The 16128-nt window shown below is 59.0% G+C and carries 19 protein-coding genes; all 19 read left to right on the forward strand.

Annotated elements, in window-relative coordinates; translation table 11 throughout:
* Positions 1-208 precede the first annotated feature (208 nt).
* The 19 genes from GOB94_RS14000 to GOB94_RS14090 all read left to right on the forward strand — a co-directional run bounded on the left by GOB94_RS14000 (position 209) and on the right by GOB94_RS14090 (position 16117).
* On the forward strand, positions 209-1738 hold the full coding sequence (locus GOB94_RS14000) for a DNA cytosine methyltransferase (protein ID WP_182276492.1): 1530 nt from the start codon (positions 209-211) through the stop codon (positions 1736-1738).
* A complete protein-coding gene (locus GOB94_RS14005; protein WP_182276493.1) occupies positions 1735-2883 on the forward strand; it encodes a helix-turn-helix domain-containing protein in 1149 nt (382 codons plus the stop codon). The genes GOB94_RS14000 and GOB94_RS14005 overlap by 4 nt, the downstream gene beginning before the upstream one ends.
* Positions 2884-3456: 573 nt before the next feature.
* The gene (locus tag GOB94_RS14010; protein WP_182276494.1) at positions 3457-3882 is read left to right on the forward strand and encodes a hypothetical protein; all 426 of its coding nucleotides are present in this window, start codon (positions 3457-3459) and stop codon (positions 3880-3882) included.
* Positions 3879-4091: a hypothetical protein gene (locus GOB94_RS14015; protein WP_182276495.1), complete on the forward strand. Its 213-nt coding sequence runs from the start codon at positions 3879-3881 to the stop codon at positions 4089-4091. Before GOB94_RS14010 ends, GOB94_RS14015 begins: the two co-directional genes overlap by 4 nt.
* 33 nt (positions 4092-4124) lie before the next feature.
* A complete protein-coding gene (locus tag GOB94_RS14020) occupies positions 4125-4361 on the forward strand; it encodes a hypothetical protein (RefSeq protein WP_182276496.1) in 237 nt (78 codons plus the stop codon).
* A 9-nt stretch (positions 4362-4370) separates the two neighbouring features.
* Positions 4371-4874: a glycoside hydrolase family 104 protein gene (locus GOB94_RS14025; protein WP_182276497.1), complete on the forward strand. Its 504-nt coding sequence runs from the start codon at positions 4371-4373 to the stop codon at positions 4872-4874.
* A gap of 98 nt (positions 4875-4972) precedes the next feature.
* Positions 4973-5176 (forward strand): hypothetical protein, encoded by a 204-nt coding sequence (locus tag GOB94_RS14030; protein ID WP_182276498.1) that lies wholly within the window; start codon positions 4973-4975, stop codon positions 5174-5176.
* A complete protein-coding gene (locus tag GOB94_RS14035) occupies positions 5176-5631 on the forward strand; it encodes a hypothetical protein (RefSeq protein ID WP_182276499.1) in 456 nt (151 codons plus the stop codon). Before GOB94_RS14030 ends, GOB94_RS14035 begins: the two co-directional genes overlap by 1 nt.
* A 3-nt stretch (positions 5632-5634) precedes the next feature.
* Positions 5635-6318 carry a hypothetical protein gene (locus GOB94_RS14040; protein WP_182276500.1) on the forward strand — a complete coding sequence of 228 codons (684 nt, stop codon included), beginning with the start codon at positions 5635-5637 and terminating at the stop codon, positions 6316-6318.
* 592 nt (positions 6319-6910) lie between these two features.
* A complete protein-coding gene (locus tag GOB94_RS14045; RefSeq protein WP_182276501.1) occupies positions 6911-7366 on the forward strand; it encodes a hypothetical protein in 456 nt (151 codons plus the stop codon).
* 19 nt (positions 7367-7385) lie between these two features.
* A complete protein-coding gene (locus tag GOB94_RS14050; RefSeq protein WP_182276502.1) occupies positions 7386-9101 on the forward strand; it encodes a terminase TerL endonuclease subunit in 1716 nt (571 codons plus the stop codon).
* Positions 9098-9289, forward strand: a complete 192-nt coding sequence (locus GOB94_RS14055) for a hypothetical protein (RefSeq protein WP_220464934.1) — start codon at positions 9098-9100, stop codon at positions 9287-9289. The genes GOB94_RS14050 and GOB94_RS14055 overlap by 4 nt, the downstream gene beginning before the upstream one ends.
* Positions 9290-10978 (forward strand): phage portal protein, encoded by a 1689-nt coding sequence (locus GOB94_RS14060; protein WP_182276504.1) that lies wholly within the window; start codon positions 9290-9292, stop codon positions 10976-10978.
* A complete protein-coding gene (locus GOB94_RS14065) occupies positions 10975-12093 on the forward strand; it encodes a S49 family peptidase (RefSeq protein WP_182276505.1) in 1119 nt (372 codons plus the stop codon). The genes GOB94_RS14060 and GOB94_RS14065 overlap by 4 nt, the downstream gene beginning before the upstream one ends.
* A gap of 166 nt (positions 12094-12259) precedes the next feature.
* Positions 12260-13543 carry a phage major capsid protein gene (locus GOB94_RS14070; protein ID WP_182276506.1) on the forward strand — a complete coding sequence of 428 codons (1284 nt, stop codon included), beginning with the start codon at positions 12260-12262 and terminating at the stop codon, positions 13541-13543.
* Positions 13544-13638: 95 nt separating this feature from the next.
* Positions 13639-14139 carry a hypothetical protein gene (locus GOB94_RS14075; protein ID WP_182276507.1) on the forward strand — a complete coding sequence of 167 codons (501 nt, stop codon included), beginning with the start codon at positions 13639-13641 and terminating at the stop codon, positions 14137-14139.
* A 297-nt stretch (positions 14140-14436) separates the two neighbouring features.
* Entirely contained in the window at positions 14437-15300 is an 864-nt protein-coding gene (locus GOB94_RS14080; protein ID WP_182276508.1) for a phage head-tail connector protein, read from the forward strand.
* Positions 15301-15302: 2 nt separating this feature from the next.
* Positions 15303-15701, forward strand: a complete 399-nt coding sequence (locus tag GOB94_RS14085; protein ID WP_182276509.1) for a head-tail adaptor protein — start codon at positions 15303-15305, stop codon at positions 15699-15701.
* Positions 15701-16117 (forward strand): DUF3168 domain-containing protein, encoded by a 417-nt coding sequence (locus tag GOB94_RS14090; protein WP_182276510.1) that lies wholly within the window; start codon positions 15701-15703, stop codon positions 16115-16117. The genes GOB94_RS14085 and GOB94_RS14090 overlap by 1 nt, the downstream gene beginning before the upstream one ends.
* The last annotated feature ends 11 nt before the right edge of the window (positions 16118-16128 follow it).

Here is a 16128-nt window from a genome sequence, read left to right on the forward strand (position 1 = left end):
GGCAATAGCTGTGCGGCCTGCGCGGTGTGGATATCCGCGCGGGCCTTGTCTTGCACATGTGAAGTGTGAAGGTGGGTTGAGACCATGATCGAGCAAGAGAGCTGCGCTGGCCGATGGCGCTCGCAAACGCACCGAGGTGCTGTGGTTCAACCCCTGTGCATGGCAGGGCCGTGCGCAGGGCTCGCTCGCGTTGGAGGCTGGTGAGTAAGTGAGTGATGTACTTATCGATCTATTCTGCGGTGGTGGTGGGACATCCACCGGTATGCGCATGGCGTGGGAGCTGCTAGGTAAGACCGAGCACGACTACGAGATGATCGCGGTGAACCATTGGTCTGTCGCCATCGATACGCACACGGCGAACCATCCGGGCGCGGCGCATCACTGCAAGAGTCTCGCGGAGATTGGCGACCCCTGCAAGCTGATCACCAGCCGCAACGACCGGCGCGTGAAGCTGCTATGGGCGTCGCCGGAGTGCACCGGGCACAGCCGCGCGCGCGGTGGCAAGCCTGCGAACGACCAGTCGCGCAGCTCGGCGAACCTGGTCCTCGACTTCCTCGACAAGCTGAACGTCGAGACGCTGATGATTGAGAACGTGCGCGAGTTCGTCGACTGGGGGCCGCTGGGCGTCGACAACCGCCCGCTGAAGTCGAAGAAGGGATCGCTGTTCAAGCACTGGTTGGAAGGGCTGCGTGTGCGGGGCTACAAGTACGAGTGGCGCATCCTGAACTGCGCTGACTACGGTACGCCGACGACGCGGCAACGGTTCTTCCTGATCGCGGTGAAGGGCAACCGCACCATCCGCTGGCCGGAGCCGACGCACATTGGCCCCGCAGAGCAAAAGCGGCAGCCACTGTTCGCCGACAGCCGCAAGCCGTGGGTGCCTGCGCGCGACATCATCGACTGGAGCGATCTGGGCAAGGACATCTTCACCGAGCGGAAGAAGGCGCTGGCTGACAATACGATGGAACGCATCCGCGCCGGCGCTCGCAGGTTCTGGGGCATTGAGATGGATGTGGCCGCGATGGTGCATGCGGGTGTGGTGCCGCTGTTCGTCGACATGGCCGCGGTGAGCGCTGCGGATCTGCTGGCGTGGAAGAAGCAGCAACCGTTCATTCCAGAGTTTGAGTTTCGGTTGCTGGATAATTTCGTTGGGCTACCGACGATGCAGTCCTATCAGGTTGACCTGCATGGCACCGCGACGGTGCATGGGATCGATAAGCCGGTGCAGACGATAACTGCGGGAGGTGGACATGTGGGTGTTGTATCGCCGATTGTGCTGCCGCATCGAGTATTTGAAGAGTTCTCGGTGGACTCGCCGGATGTGCCTCTGCGGACGATCACGGGAACGCAGACTGTGACGGGTTCGAAGGGTGAGGCGCTGGTGTCACCGTTCATCGCGGAGTACTACGGGACGCGGAACATGATCGGTATAGAGCAGCCATTGCCCACGCTGACGACGCGCGACCGGTTCGCACTGGTGGCGATGAGGCTGGACCAGGTGCAGTCGCCGGAATGGCTGCCTGTGGGTGCTGTAGTGAGCAGGATGGCAATCTTCTTCCGGATGCTGCGGCTGGCAGAGTGCGCCCGTGCGCAGAGCTTTCCGGATGACTACAAGTGGACCGGCACGGCGAAGGAGCAGCAGGTGCAGGTAGGTAATGCCGTGCCTCCGCAGATGGCGATGCACCTGACGCTGCCGACGCTGGCGCAGGGGCTGCGCAGAGATGGGATGGTGGCTTGAATTACGCGATCCAAAATATGATCTATGCGTGGGGGCCGAAGGATTACAAGCTGCGCGCGGTACTGCTCGCGATAGCTGCGTATGCGGATGGCAAGGGTGTTGCTTACCCTGGCCTGCTGACGCTGGCCGACAACTGCTGCTGCGATGTTCGGACGGTGCAGCGGCGGTTGGACGTTCTTGAGCGTGCGGGCTGGATGTCGATTCAGCGGCGCGCACGAAGTGTAGAGACGGCTCGCGGCTGGGAGAAGCGCGGGAATATATACCAAATCCACCTCAGCCGGCTGCGTGGCGACGCGCAGGGCCGTATGGGCGGAGCATCTTCGGTCGTGGGCAGCGATGCCCGTCGAGGAGATGTGCAGGATCGGCTTCAGTCGGGGGTGAAGGATGCCCAGCGAGGAGACGAAAATCATCGGTCGAGGCATGAGGAAAACGCCGTTCGAGATGACAAAACGCAGTTGGCGAGACGACAAAATGAGCCGTTTGAGACGACAAAACAGGCCGTTCGAGATGACAAAATCGCGGTCCCTCTAATGAACTACCAAGAACTACCAGAGAACTATCAAAGCGAAGAGATACCCCCTAAAGCCCCCCTCGCAAGCCGAGCACCTGTGGATTTCGCCCCCGCCCCGGATGCGGGAGTGCAACTCTGCCTGAACGTGGGAGAAGCAAGAACAACCGCAAGTGCAAGAGCAACGGCAACAACGCCGGTCCTGCAGGCGCCTGGGGTTTCGATGGAGCGCGGTGGGGAACTGGGGGGGCGCGTGCTTCCGTTTCGCCGGATGCGTGAGCCGCGCGATCCGCACCAGGCGCGGGCGTTGCTGGACGAGAGCGCGCAACGGCTGTTCGACATTGCGATCGACGTGCTGGAGGCTTGCGGGATTCCGCGCGAGGTATGCACGCGCAGCCAGCGCAATGCGGTGATGGCGCAGCTGCGGCTCGAGGTGCAGACCACCGGCAAAGCGCTGGCGCTGGTGGCGGCGGCGGGGATCGAGATGTGGATCGAGTACCAGCGCATGGCGAGCGCCGGTTTTCTGCTGCGCGTGGTGGGGCCGAAGGAGTTCTTTCGCGATGGCTACTGGCTCGACGAGGCACGGTGGGGTTGGGACAAGATCGGGATGCGGGAGCGGCGACGGAGCCAGTTTTGAAAACTCCACACTGGTGGATTACGAAGGATGGAGATCATGCATGCCTTGAGATGTACGAGGCGCACTACTCGGCCTACGTCTATGCGGATGGGCGCGAACATCCTGAGCGATACGTTTCAATGGAAGACGTGTGGCGCGAGCTTGAGCAACGTGTAGCAGCTGGCAATGCGTCGTGATGTTCCACGTGCCACAAACCTTTTTACGCAAAAAGATTTTGCGGTAGATTCACCCTTCAGACCGGTCAATATCGGGTGATATCGGGAGACTTGGGGCGATCTCGGGGAGTAGCGGCGCGTAACGGTCAATATCGGGTGATATCGGGAGACTTTGCATTTTGTTGTTGAAGTGCACAGAGACGTGTGTCAGAGTCTCGCTTGTAGTACACAATCTGCCTGCTGCTAGCAGCGCCCAATCCCCACGATGAGAGTCGTGGAGTGCGGGGTTTCTCGGGAGTCAACCGGGGCGTAGTCGAAGTGAAGGCGGGCGGAGCTATCCCTAAATAAAGTGATGACGAAGACGCGCTGCGAAGCGCGATTGCGTTGTTCTGCGTTTGAAACCGATTGAGGTCCCCTGATGGCGCGCAAACTTGAGCTTTGCTGCTTCGATGTTCGGTTGGGCGCTTTCCGCACCTCGCGCTATGTGCACTTTGGTGCGGGTGAGCGCATGGTGAGAGAGGGGAAGGCCGAGTACGTGCTCGATGAAGAGCAGAACGTGGTGGGGTTCGTGCTGAAGTCTCATGGGGGGGTAGAGTTGCTAGCGCCAAAGCCGGTGAATACACCGGAAAGGTTCAAGGCTTCGGTGATGCGCGCGAGTGAGGCGACGTTGTCGCTGCATGAGATGGATTTGGCTGCATGCGGGCGTTCGCGGACGTTGGGTTTGTCGAAGGCGCAACGGTTAGTGCGTGAGATGCGTGGGGAGATCACGGAAGACTTTGTGGAGCTGGCGATGGTGAAGGCGGCGAGCTTTCGCACGGCAGTTGCAGTGGGATGTGCAGGATGATCAGCACGCAGCGTGAGGTGAAGGTCGAGCCGAAGTATTGCGAGAGCAAGGGCTGCGGCAAACTGTTCTTTCCCGAGGTGGGGACAGGTGCTCGCGATTGTCCGAATTGTGCGGGTCGCGGCTACAACAAGCTGCTGACTCGTGTGGAGAGCCGGCGCAAGTTGCCGGCGCGAGTGGTGGCTATCGACCAGTTCAAGCATGTGATGTAGAGCAATGGCACGAAGCTCATGGAGGGGTTGGAGATGAATGCTGCCGCATGGGCTGCGTTGTTTGCTGGGATGGGTTTTCTACTGACGCTGTTTGGCGTGATCTTCCTGGGTGGCAAACTGTCGCAGCGGGTGGATGAGCATGGCGGCAGACTCGACGATCATGATGTGACGCTGGGCAGCCACGGCATCCGGTTATCTGCGGTTGAGAAAGATGCTGCCTATCTGAAGGGTTGGCACGAAGGCCGCAGCGATGCGAGGCATGAGCAGTAGAGGTGAGTGATGGCAGCTATTACAGCACAGCAGGCTGGATCGGCGAATCGGATTGCGTTTCTCGATCTGCTGGCCTTCAGCGAGGGGACGTCAAGTGAGGAGCTGACGCAGAACGATGGGTATGACGTCATCGTGACAGGCGTGGATGGTGGCGAAGTGTTTACCGATTATAGCGATCATCCTTTTGCGCACCGTGCAGCGAAGGTGATTCGTAAAGGTCCTCCGGTGCTGGTATCGACGGCCAGTGGGCGCTATCAGCTGCTGTATCGGTTTTGGACGAGCTATAAGGCTTCGCTGAAGTTGGCTGATTTCTCGCCTCTATCGCAGGACCTGGTGGCGCTCCAGCAGATCCGAGAACGCAATGCGCTCACGATGATTGATGCTGGCGACTTCGATCTGGCGATCTCGCAGTGCTCGTCGATCTGGGCGAGTCTGCCTGGGAATAGCTATGGACAGGGTGGCAAGCCAATGGGTGTGCTGCTGGCGAAGGTGCTGGAGTTGCAAAGCGCGTGATGGTGGCGAAGAAGAAAAATCCGAAGCCTAAGACGAAGCGCGTGGCTGGTGTTGCGAACGCGGGTGCCGCTTCCCGCGTGAGATTTTGAGGGACGACGATGGTCATCGACATGAACGAGATTCACTGCAGTCCGAAGACGACGCTGCTGGGTTTGGGACTGTTTCTGTCGATGGCGAATCAGAGTGTGAAGTTTGATGTTGCCGGCCATCTCGCCATGACGCAGCGAGACTGGTTTGGATTTGTGGTTGCTGTTGGATTGGGCTTGGTCGGCTTGTTTAGCAAAGATGCGGACTCGAAGTGATGATCCAACTCAATCCGTTTGCGTTGCTGGCGCGATTGGTGGTGACGGCGCCGAAGAAGAGTTTGCAGGGTCCGCAGACAGCGGTGACTGCGATGGCACGTGCGGCTGAGGCTGCAGTGCCGAGTAAGCCTGCGAAAGCAGAGGAGAGCAATATGGCAACCATTGGAACGATTTTTGTGGACGTGGAGCATGCGGTCGAAGTGGGCGCTGCTGATGTGTTGAAGGTGCTGACGAAGACGACGGCTGAGCTTCCGAAGGTGACGGCTGCCGCTCCGAAGGTAGCTGCATCGCTCGCGGTGCTGCTGGGTCAGGTCGGCACTGCAGTGACGGACACAAGCTCGGCGGCGAATGCTGGAGGCCTGAACATCGTGCTGGACAATGCCACTCTGGCGGCAGTGAAAGAAGTGTGGCCGGATACGAAGGCGTTTCTGGCAACGCTCGGGATCAACGTCTAACCCGTGCAGAAAGTCAAAGACATTACGTGGATCGTGGCGGCGGCGCTGCTCATTGCCTGTGCGGTGTCTGTCACGATCTTCGTGTGTCTGCGGCTGCATCAGTTGGGTAAGGATGAGACTGTGTTGGTGAGTGGTGTGCAGGCCTCGCTGAACACGATCAACGCTGGTTGTATGGGACGCGTCGGCGGAACGCTATGTGTGGTGAATGAAGATCTGCTGGATGCGGGCAATCTGATCGATCGCTCCGCGTATGTGATGAAGCGCGAGCAGTCATTTCTCGATAAGACGCTGCCAGGTTTGACGACGCAGTTGCTGGGCTCGTTGATGAAGGTCGATGTGGCTGCGGGCGATCTTGATCCTCTGCTGAAAAGCGTGACGATGCGTGTGGACGCACTGGGTCCAATAGAGAGCAATCTGGCTGATGCCAGCTCGGCGGCGACGAAGGGCGTGAATGACTTCGATGCGCGTGTGAACTCGCAGGAAGTGACGAATGCGCTGAACGCAGGCTCCAAGGCTGCGCTGTTCTTTGCGGACACATCCAAGCATGTCGATAGCATGACGACGACGGCTGATGCTGTCGAGACAAAGATTTCGGCGCCGTTTCTGAATCCGAAGCCGAAGCATTGGTACGACTACATCAAGCCAAGCTGGGAGTTGTTGTGGCAGGCTGGCATGCTGGCGAAGTGAGCGTCGATGGCAAAGCGGCCCTGTAATGGAAAGCCTGGATGTGTGGCGCTGGTTTGGAGGGGTTGCTGTGACGCATGTGCGCCGACGCACTCGCCACGAAAGAGAAGTGAGGCGGCGCGGCCAAGTGCTCATAAGCGTGGATATGACAGGCGTTGGGCAGCGTATAGCGCGGCGCGATTGCGGAAGCATCCATTCTGTGTGGGCTGGCCGAAAGGGTGTCATGAACCGCGTGTGGTGCTGGCGACAGTGACGGACCATGTCATCCCAGCGCATGGACAGAGTGATCCGCTGTTTTGGGACGGGAAGAACCATCAGTCGCTGTGTGCTGGATGTCACGGAGTGAAGACAGCGACAGAGGACGGCGGCTTTGGGCGGTAAGTAATGTCATTGCAATAGATGGGATGGGGGGTCGAAATCTCTCCAGCCCATGGCCGCGCAGACCGTGCCCAAACCAAATTTACGCTTCCGCGAAAAACGTCTTTTGACTTATGGAATCAGGGTTTTGCCACCTCTTGAAGCGAGGTTTATTGGCTGTCGATGCAACTAGCGTCGCGTAAACGCGTTGGCGACGCCTTCTCGTTGAGGTAATTCCATGGGGCGACATCGCAAATCAACCGCCGAACTCGAACGTAAGGGTGCATTCAACCATGACCCTGCGCGCGGGCAAGCACGTTCATTGGAGCCGGTAGTTACCGGCCCGCTTGGCCCTCCTCCACCTGACTTTGTCCCCGAAGGCACCGAACTCGGCTATCGCAACAAAGCAAAGCTGCTCCAAGCGTGGCGAGATCTAGAGGCCGCGACGAAAGAAGTGCTTGTAACCTCCGCTGATCGCCTGCACTTCGAGACCACAGCGCGCCTGCTCGCACAGTCCCGTGAACCCGGAGCTCCTACCAGTGTCTTCTCGCAGCTCAACCGATACCTCAGCCAGCTCGGGCTCAACCCTGCCAGTCGAAGTCTCGTCAACGGTGTTGGTGTCAAAACTACGGAGCAGGAAGAAGACGAGTGGAAGCAAGCCGCTGACGGCAGTACCGGACTACCAGTTCAGTAGCCCTTATGTTGAGAAAGCGATGGTCTATGCTCGCGGGGTCGTTACCGGCGAGATCATCGCCTGCGGCTTCGTCAAGCAGGCCTGCCAGCGTCATCTCGATGACCTGGAGAAGTCCCTTGATCCACTCTATCCTTATCGCTTTGATGAGGGAAAAGCGAATCGGCCTTGTTGGATCATCAGCAAGTTCCCGCATGTCTCCGGCAAATGGGCGCGCCGAGTCAAGGGCTTCGACAACCGGCTCGTTCTTGAGCCCTGGCAGTGCTTCATCGTCTGCTGTCTCTTCGGCTGGATATCGAAGTCGACTGGCAACCGGCGCTTCACGAAGTCGTATATCGAGGTCAATCGCAAGAACGCAAAGTCGACGTTGGCAGCAACAATCGGGCTTTACATGCTCGCATGCGATGGCGAGGTCGATGCACAAGTCTTCTCCGGCGCCACAAAGGAGAAGCAGGCGCTTGAAGTTTTCCGTCCCGGTCGGCTCATGGCGATGCGGTCGCACAAGTTTCTTCTCAACTTCAATGTCGAGGTCAACAAAAAGAGTCTTACCCGCGCCGATGGCAGTCGCTTTGAACCCCTCGTCAAGAACCCTGGCGATGGTTCCAGCCCTTCCTGCGCAATCGTCGATGAATATCACGAGCACGACACCTCCACACTCTATGACGCGATGGAGTCAGGCATGGGTGCGCGCGAGCAGCCTTTACTGTTCGTCATCACCACGGCTGGCTTCAACGTCGGCGGTCCGTGCTACATGCTGCGCGACGACATCATCAAGGTCCTCGCAGGTACAGTCAAAGACGACCGGCAGTTCGGCATCATCTATACGGTCGACCATGTAGATGAGTGGAAGACAGATATCGGCATCGCCAAGGCGAACCCTAACGTCGGTGTCTCTGTCAGTTGGGAATATCTGCGTGGGCGTCAGCAGGACGCACTTGAGTTCGCGCACAAACGCAACGCCATCCTGACGAAGCACTTCGGCGTGTGGACCAACGCCGCTGCTGACTGGATGGATATGGAAAAGTGGAAGGCCTGCGCCGACCCGTCGCTCTCCATCAAAGACTTCGCAGGCAAGCCTTGCTGGATGGGCAATGATCTCGCGGCGCGCATCGATCTCGCCAGTCGCATGCTCATCTTCAAAGAATCGCGGACGGACAGAATATTCATTGAGGCGACGGACAAGGATGAACTTGTCGACCAGGACCATTACACGCTGTTCGGCTATCACTATGCACCCAAATCCACCATCTACGACAATGAGCATCGGCACTATGAGCAATGGGTTGCGGACGGTGCTCTTATTGCTTGCGATGGTGTCGAGGTGCGACTCTCTCAGATCCAGCGCGACATCGAAAACGATGCCGCGCTGTATGACATGCAATGCATCGCCTTCGATCCCTGGGGTGCGCAACAGATGCAGCAGGACCTTGCCTCAACCTTTGGTGAGGATGTTGTTTGTTCCATCCCGCAGACCCCGCAATACTTCTCTGACCCACTCAAGGAACTCCGAGCGGCGATCTATGCGGGCCGGGTACATCACAATGGCGACCCGGTACTCACGTGGGCTGTATCGAACGCGCTGATCAACGAAAGCCCGATCAATGAGACTGTCATGCTGCGACGCGGGCCTAACGACAAACTGAAGATCGACCCTGTCGCTGCCATGATCACCGGCATGAACCGCGCCTATAACGCACCGACGATCCAATACACCTCAACCCGCGTGGTGGCTTTATGACGAAGGAAATGAAGAAGTCTCTTGCGCAACTGCTGGCAATGGCAGTTCTTGCTGCCGGGCTCGTAGTGTTTACGCGCGGTGTGTGGCTGGCGTGGCGGCCTGGTGGCTGGATGGTTGCTGGGCTTTCCATCGTGCTTCCCGCTCTTTTCTGGCTTTATGACGATGTTCGCGACTCGAAGGGGCGGTAATTGAAACTAATCTCCGGCATCTTCGAAGGCGCTCTCAAACTGCGCGCCGACATGGGCGGCGGTGCGCCTGCGCCATGGGACAACTTCTGGTATGGTCCCGCTGGCGGTCATGCTTCGGCTGCTGGTATGCGTGTCACGGCGGATACTTCCAAGCGTCTCGGCACCGTCATCGCATGCGTTTCGGCCAAGTCTCGGCAGCTCGCGTCGCTGCCGTTCAAGGTTTATAAGGACAATCCCCGCGGTGGCAAGCGGGTTATCGATAATCACCCGGTCCATCGCCTCATCTATTTCAAGCCGAACCGCTGGCAGACGCCCTTCGAATTCAAGCAGATGATGCAGGGGCACGTCGAGCTACGCGGCAACGCTTATGCCGAGATCATCATTGATGACCGCACCGGCATCCCGCTTGAGCTCGTGCCGCTGCATCCGGACCGCGTGAAAGTTGAGGTGATCAAGTCTAGCGGCGACCTGCGGTATGTCTATAACGATCCGCTGACGGGCACCACGCGCGTCATTCTGCAGGAGGAAATGTTTCACCTGCGCGACTGGTCAGATGTGATGGCTGTAGGGCAATCGCGCATCAGTATGGCGCTTGATGTGCTGGGCGTGGCGCTGGCGCGTCAGGATTATATCGGCCGGTTCCTGAAGAATGATTCGCGCTCCGGGTTCATCATCACCGGCGGCAACTTTCGCAATAAGGGCGAAGAAGACGATTTTATTGAGTCTTTTCAGCGTTCGACAACTGGCTCGAACCGTGGTCGCGCCATCTATGGACCCAACGGCCTCGACGTAAAATCCATCGGCGTCACCCCGGTAGATGCGCAGCTGATCGAGGGCCACAAGGCTTCGCAGGTTGAGATCTGCACCATCTTCAATGTGCTTCCGCACCTGGTCGGCGTAGATGCAGGCAAGGCTGCGACATATGCCTCGGTTGAGCAGTTCAACATCATGAATGCAGTGCAGTCCGTGCTGCCCATGGCCATTATGTGGGAGCAGGCAATTCAGCGCTGTCTCATCAGCGGATTCCGCTACTATGCGAAGGCGTCGCTGGCGTCGCTGCTGCGTGGCGATACGGCCAGCCGCTTCGCTGCCTATCATGTGGCCATTGGCGACGGCTGGATGTCGCAGGATGATGTGCGCGAGGCCGAGGACATGAACCCGATTCCCAATGGGGTCGGCGCAAATTATTGGCGTCCGGTCAACTGGGCACCGCTCAAGCAACTCACCAATGGGACGACCGTCAAGAGTGGCGGACCAGGAGGAAGCCCTGGCAAGGACGGCAAAGATGGCTCGTCCGACAATGATGATGACCAGGCCGACGAGACCGGCGGAGGTGGCGATAATAGCGCGCATCTCGAGCGCCTGAAGTTGCTGGCCGTTGATTCCGCAGCCCGTTGTGTGCGTCGCGAAGTCAGCGGTGTGCAGCGGCTGATCCAGCAAAAGGCCGGCGCGTGGGAGATATCCGAGTTCTATGCGGAGCAGGTGCGGTTTATCAATACCGTCTTCACGCTGGATGCCGCACAGCAATTGGCCGTCAAGATGGCCTGCGACGACCGCGCACAACACCTCACTATGCTGCTCGGCGATGAGGATGACGAGTTCGGCGCCGGAGCACAGGTGTGGATTGAGAATGTCGCCGCAACCGAGCCGATCAAACTGGCTGCACTGGCAGTCGAAGGAGCGAAATGAGCAAGGCATATAGCAGCATCATGAGTGCGATGCGGTCGCAGGTCTGGGCCATCGACCCAAACAAACTCGAAGCCATCATGGCCTTTCTCGCGCTCAAGGCGCAGGGTAAGGATGCTGAGGCTTCGGTGGTCGCCGACCTTCATGGCGCCGCACAGATCCAGGCAGCGCGCGCGAAGAAGGTGCAGCAGGCAGACTCGCAGGCAACGTCCATTGCGGTGCTGCCGGTCTATGGCCTCATCTTGCACCGCGGCAGCTCCATGCGGGACATCAGTGGGCCCGCCGCGACCTCGACCGTGCGACTGCTGCAGCAGTTCAATGCGGCAATGGATGACCCCAGCGTCTCCGCCATTATCTTCGATATCGACTCGCCTGGCGGCACGGTGGAGGGCGTCGATGAGTTGGCGACGGCGATCCGCAATGCGAAGGGCAAGAAGCAGACCATCGCCGTCTGCAACAAACTCTGTGCTTCGGCTGCCTACTTCATCGCCAGCGCCTGCAGCGAGATCGTTGCAAGCCCGTCTTCTATGACCGGTTCTATCGGCGTGTACTGTGCACATGAGGATACTTCGAAGTATCTCGAAAATCTTGGCGTCAAGGTGTCGCTCATCAAATTCGGCGAAAACAAGGCTGAGGGCAACCCCCATGAGCCGCTGACGGACGCTGCCCGCGCTCACATGCAGGAGACAGTGGACATGTTCGGCAATATGTTTGAGAAGGCCGTCGCCAAAGGCCGCAGCGTTCCGCAGCAGAAGGTGCACGATACCTTCGGCCAGGGCCTGATGTTTGGCGCTGCGCAGGCTGTGAAGATCGGCATGGTCGATAAGGTGGACACCTTCGACGCTGTACTGGCGCGGTTCGGCGTATCGCTCAGTAGTAGCAATCAGACATCGATGGAGTTGGAAGCGCCGCCGGTCGTCGGCAGTACTTCCGCTCCGAAGGCTGATGTAGGTTGCAAGTGTCAATGCGCTGCATGCCTCGGTGGCGACTGCGGAAGCTGCACCGACGACGACTGTGACGACCCCAATTGCGAAGGCTGTGCGATGCAGGCAAAGGCGGCAAAGGCCGCCAGCGATCGAATGCGGTTTCGGCTGCAGATTGCCAACGCTGAACTTTAGCTCTTACCCGATTTCGTGAAGGGCCTCGCCGATGCGTGGCCCTTTGCTTTGCTCCTTATGTGCCGGTGCGCTGCGTGCCGCCGGTTGTGTGTGCTCACGCAGAGCCCGACGGCTCTCGCGTGCTGGCGCTCGCCCCCAACCCGGATGCAACCCCATGGAGGGGACTATGACGCTTGCAGAACTCAAGCAATTGCACACTGCGGCTCTCGAAAAGGCCAACGCGATCGATGCGAAGGCCACCACCGAGAATCGCGCGATGACCGCCGAAGAGACGACTGCCGTCTCCGCCGCCATCGCCGAAGCTGCCAACCTCAAACAACAGATCGTCAACAAGGAAGCCCTGATGGCAACACAGCGCAGCGAGCCTGCCGTTGCTGGTATCACTCTCGGGGACAACCTCGCAGAAAAGAAGCCGTGGCGCAACTTCGGTGAGTTCCTCGGCGCTGTGCGCAAGCAGAGCGTCCGTGGTGGTCATGTCAGCGATCCTCGTCTACAGGCAGCTCTCGGTGCATCGGAGACCTCCGATGCAGACGGTGGTTTTCTGGTGCCAGTAGAGCAGTCAACTGACATTATCGAGCGCATGTGGGATGAGGGGCAGATCGCCGGACGGGCCGACCGCACACCGATGAAGTCTTCGCGACTTACCATTCCAACGCTCAACGAAACCAGCCGTGCGGCCGGGTTCCGTTATGGCGGCATCCAGGTCTACCGTGTGGCTGAAGCTGGCCTCCTCACTCCGAGCAAGCCGAACTTTGGTCTGCTTGAACTGATCGCGCAGGAGATCATCGGTCTCCTGTATACCACCGACACTCTCGAAGAGGACACAGATGCACTCTCTGTGTGGGCCGCCAAGACCTTTCCGAAGGCGATGGGCTTCCAATATGACCTTGAGTGCTTCAGTGGCTCGGGAGCAGGGCAGTTCCTTGGCATCACAATGGCGCCAGGCACCGTGCAAATCGCGAAGGATAATGGGCAAGCGGCAGCGACCATCACCACGAGTAATGTACTCAATATGCATGCCGCGTTGTTAGCATCGAGCCGCAAGGATGCGTGCTGGTTTATCAATCAGAACTGCGAGCAGCAGCTGTACCAACTCACCATCCCCGGTGAGGCTGGCACGGCGGTAGCGTTGTATGTGCAGCCCGGCACGGGTAGCAACGTCAACGGCCAGTATGGCAAGATCCTCGGTCACCCCGTCATCCCGGTTGAACAGGCGTCCACGCTCGGCACTGTTGGTGACATAGTGCTGGCAGACATGAGCGAGTACCTGATCGGCGAGCGGGATGGTCTGCAAGCGGACAGCTCCATTCATGTCCAGTTCCTGACTGGCCAGAAGGCCTACCGCTGGCGCATGCGCAATGATGGCAAGCCGAAGCAGAAGGACCCGCTGACCCCCCTGAACGGGACGCAGGCGCTCAGTTCCTTCGTCACGCTCGCTACCCGCTCGTAACCGCTGCTCACGTAGCTCAACCTCAACTCGTGGCGGGGCCGCATTATGTCGGCCCCGCTGCTCACGCGGTCCTCGCGACCGAAGGAGAAAGCACCATGGGAGCACGCGGTTTCAATGTGGCCGAAGAGGGCCATGTCGTATCCATCCTGTCGCCGCAGTCTATCAGCGGTGGCGTTACCTCAACGCCCTTCCACATGAAGTATGCAGCCAAGGCCAACATCATCATCCAGTATGGTGCGTTGGCGGGCGCGCCCGGAGCCATTACGGTCAAGGCTTGCTCGGATGCTTCGGGGGACGGCGCAACGGCCATTCCATTCACCTATTACACGAAGTCTGCGGCCGGCAATACGGCCGATACGCTCGATCTGGTCACCGGTCCCTCCGCGGCCAACTCGGCGACGGCTGAGGGTTTCACGCCGGCGGACAATATCAATACGTTCGTCGAGATCGTCATCCAGTCCGATCAACTGCCTGCGGGTCTTCCGTATATCGAAGTCACTCTCGCCAGCGGTGCCGTTGCTAACTATGCCTCCGCAGTCGCGATCCTGACTGGTCTCTCCTATGCCGGCAGCCAGCAGCCCACTGTTACCACCTAAAACAACCCTTGGAAACAGCCAGAAATCAGCAAAATATCGCGGATTTCTGGCTGAATTCGCTGATTTCCTCTTGAATTGTAGCCATTTTTGAAGGGTTTCTATGCTTCGCGTTCGCATGTCGGATGGGCCTCGCAGGGGCGAAATCGTTGAGGTTTCCTGCGAAGCTGGGTGGGCCATGCTCAAGGATGGTCGTGCCACTGATCCACGGCTCGAGAATATCGCTCCATATGTCGAAGTGAAGTCCGCGCCTATTGGCGCTGAGGTATCAGAGCAGCCGCGCACACGCCGGAGGGGGCGATGAACTCAGAGATCATCCAACTCTCGCAACCGGCCGTCGAGCCCGTGTTGCCTGCTGAGGCTATGGTTCAGCTCGGCCTCGGCAACCCGGTCGACAGTATACTCAATACCCAGCTCACCACGCAGATCGCAAACCTGCTGCTGGCCGCGCGGCGTTATTGCGAAGGTTATACCCGCAGCTGCTATATCACCACCAACTGGCTCTACCAGGGCGACCACTGGCCCGCATGGGACAGCCGTTACGCCCGCAACTGGTACTGCGGTCTCCGCCTTCCCAAGCCGCCGTTTCAGTCCATCCAATCCTTCGTCTATATCGACGAAACGGGCACGCCGCAGACACTGCCCGTCGACCTGACCTATGGCAACTCCGTCACCCCGACATATGCTTACCAGCTTGACCCCGGCTCCGATGTAAAGCCTGCGCGCCTGCTGCCTGCATGGGCGCGTCCCTGGCCGCCGCTGCGGCTCGTCGCCAATGCCGTGCAGATCACCTTCAAGTCCGGCTTCGGTGGTCCCGTCACGGCGTCGATGGCAAACGCCTCAGCCATCCTCACCGGTCCAGTCTTCAACCCCGGCGATAAGGGACAGTCAGTCAGCGTTCCCGGGGCCGGTGCAGCGGGTGCGGCACTCATCACCACCATCGCCAGTGTCGACATCAATGGACAGGCCACACTTGCAGATCCTGCGCAGGCGGTCGTCGCCAGCACGTCGAATGTCTATGTCGGCCAACCGGTGCCGGAAGAGATTCGGCTGGCGATCAAGCTGGCGACACAGTTTTATTACGAGCAGGGCGCGGTCACCGACCTCAAGATGCCGCGCGTCGTCAACGATCTTCTCGACGGTTACGTGAACAGGAGCGCATAGCGATGGCACGCTGGCCCTACCCGTTCCAAAACATCAGCAATCCCGACATCATTCCGCCTGGGATGCTTCGTAGTCAGGCGCAGGTGCAGACCAAAAGCAGCACGCAGACGGGCACCGGTTCGCAGCAATCCAGTTGGACGACTGCACTCACCTGCATGTGTGCCGTCATGGCACTCACTCCGAAGGAGTCGTTTCAAGATGGCCAGTACATAAGCCAGGTCGTATCGAGAATCTCCATCTATTGGCCCGGTACGAGCGTCATACTCACGGCTGGAATGCAGGTTCTTCTCTCCACGGTGGGCATGCCGGTGCGCACATTGACGGTGCAGTCCGTGGTGCCAGTCGCGCCACGTAACCGAGTCATAGATCTCTATTGCATTGAGATCAACGGGGTGCAGTGATGTCGATCGAGGCTGGGCTCTTTCAACTGCTCTCGCAGTCGGCGGCGCTGCAGGCGCTGGTCGGCAATCCGGCAGCGTTTGTCTTTCCGGTGATGCTGCCGGAGAAGCCGCCGCTGCCGTGTATCAGTTATCAACTTGTCGGCGGCTCTGCTAACCCAGCGCTTACGCGGTCAGGGGTGCAGCGCAGGCGATATCAGTTCGATTTTTGGGCGGACTATGAGCAGGGTACCTATGACCAGGCGATTGCCCTGCGCGATGCCGTGATTCACCTGCTCAATGGATTTACTGGCGCATTGCCGAATGGGTTTTACGTCACCTCGATTTTGTATCACCAATCGCTCGACGGATTTGAGAACGACGCCCGGCAGTACCGCTGCACGGCAGAGTTCTATATCACCTACAATCTGCCCGCATAGCTCACCAGTGA

Origin of the sequence: Granulicella sp. 5B5, from assembly GCF_014083945.1 — a bacterium.
Classification (GTDB): Bacteria; Acidobacteriota; Terriglobia; order Terriglobales; family Acidobacteriaceae; genus Granulicella.

Coding starts and splice junctions, on each gene's coding strand:
- GOB94_RS14010 (WP_182276494.1), top strand. CDS start 3,457: ATGGCGCGCAAACTTGAGCTTTGCTGCTTCGATGTTCGGTTGGGCGCT.
- GOB94_RS14015 (WP_182276495.1), top strand. CDS start 3,879: ATGATCAGCACGCAGCGTGAGGTGAAGGTCGAGCCGAAGTATTGCGAG.
- GOB94_RS14020 (WP_182276496.1), top strand. CDS start 4,125: ATGAATGCTGCCGCATGGGCTGCGTTGTTTGCTGGGATGGGTTTTCTA.
- GOB94_RS14025 (WP_182276497.1), top strand. CDS start 4,371: ATGGCAGCTATTACAGCACAGCAGGCTGGATCGGCGAATCGGATTGCG.
- GOB94_RS14030 (WP_182276498.1), top strand. CDS start 4,973: ATGGTCATCGACATGAACGAGATTCACTGCAGTCCGAAGACGACGCTG.
- GOB94_RS14035 (WP_182276499.1), top strand. CDS start 5,176: ATGATCCAACTCAATCCGTTTGCGTTGCTGGCGCGATTGGTGGTGACG.
- GOB94_RS14045 (WP_182276501.1), top strand. CDS start 6,911: ATGGGGCGACATCGCAAATCAACCGCCGAACTCGAACGTAAGGGTGCA.
- GOB94_RS14050 (WP_182276502.1), top strand. CDS start 7,386: ATGGTCTATGCTCGCGGGGTCGTTACCGGCGAGATCATCGCCTGCGGC.
- GOB94_RS14055 (WP_220464934.1), top strand. CDS start 9,098: ATGACGAAGGAAATGAAGAAGTCTCTTGCGCAACTGCTGGCAATGGCA.
- GOB94_RS14065 (WP_182276505.1), top strand. CDS start 10,975: ATGAGCAAGGCATATAGCAGCATCATGAGTGCGATGCGGTCGCAGGTC.
- GOB94_RS14070 (WP_182276506.1), top strand. CDS start 12,260: ATGACGCTTGCAGAACTCAAGCAATTGCACACTGCGGCTCTCGAAAAG.
- GOB94_RS14075 (WP_182276507.1), top strand. CDS start 13,639: ATGGGAGCACGCGGTTTCAATGTGGCCGAAGAGGGCCATGTCGTATCC.
- GOB94_RS14080 (WP_182276508.1), top strand. CDS start 14,437: ATGAACTCAGAGATCATCCAACTCTCGCAACCGGCCGTCGAGCCCGTG.
- GOB94_RS14085 (WP_182276509.1), top strand. CDS start 15,303: ATGGCACGCTGGCCCTACCCGTTCCAAAACATCAGCAATCCCGACATC.
- GOB94_RS14090 (WP_182276510.1), top strand. CDS start 15,701: ATGTCGATCGAGGCTGGGCTCTTTCAACTGCTCTCGCAGTCGGCGGCG.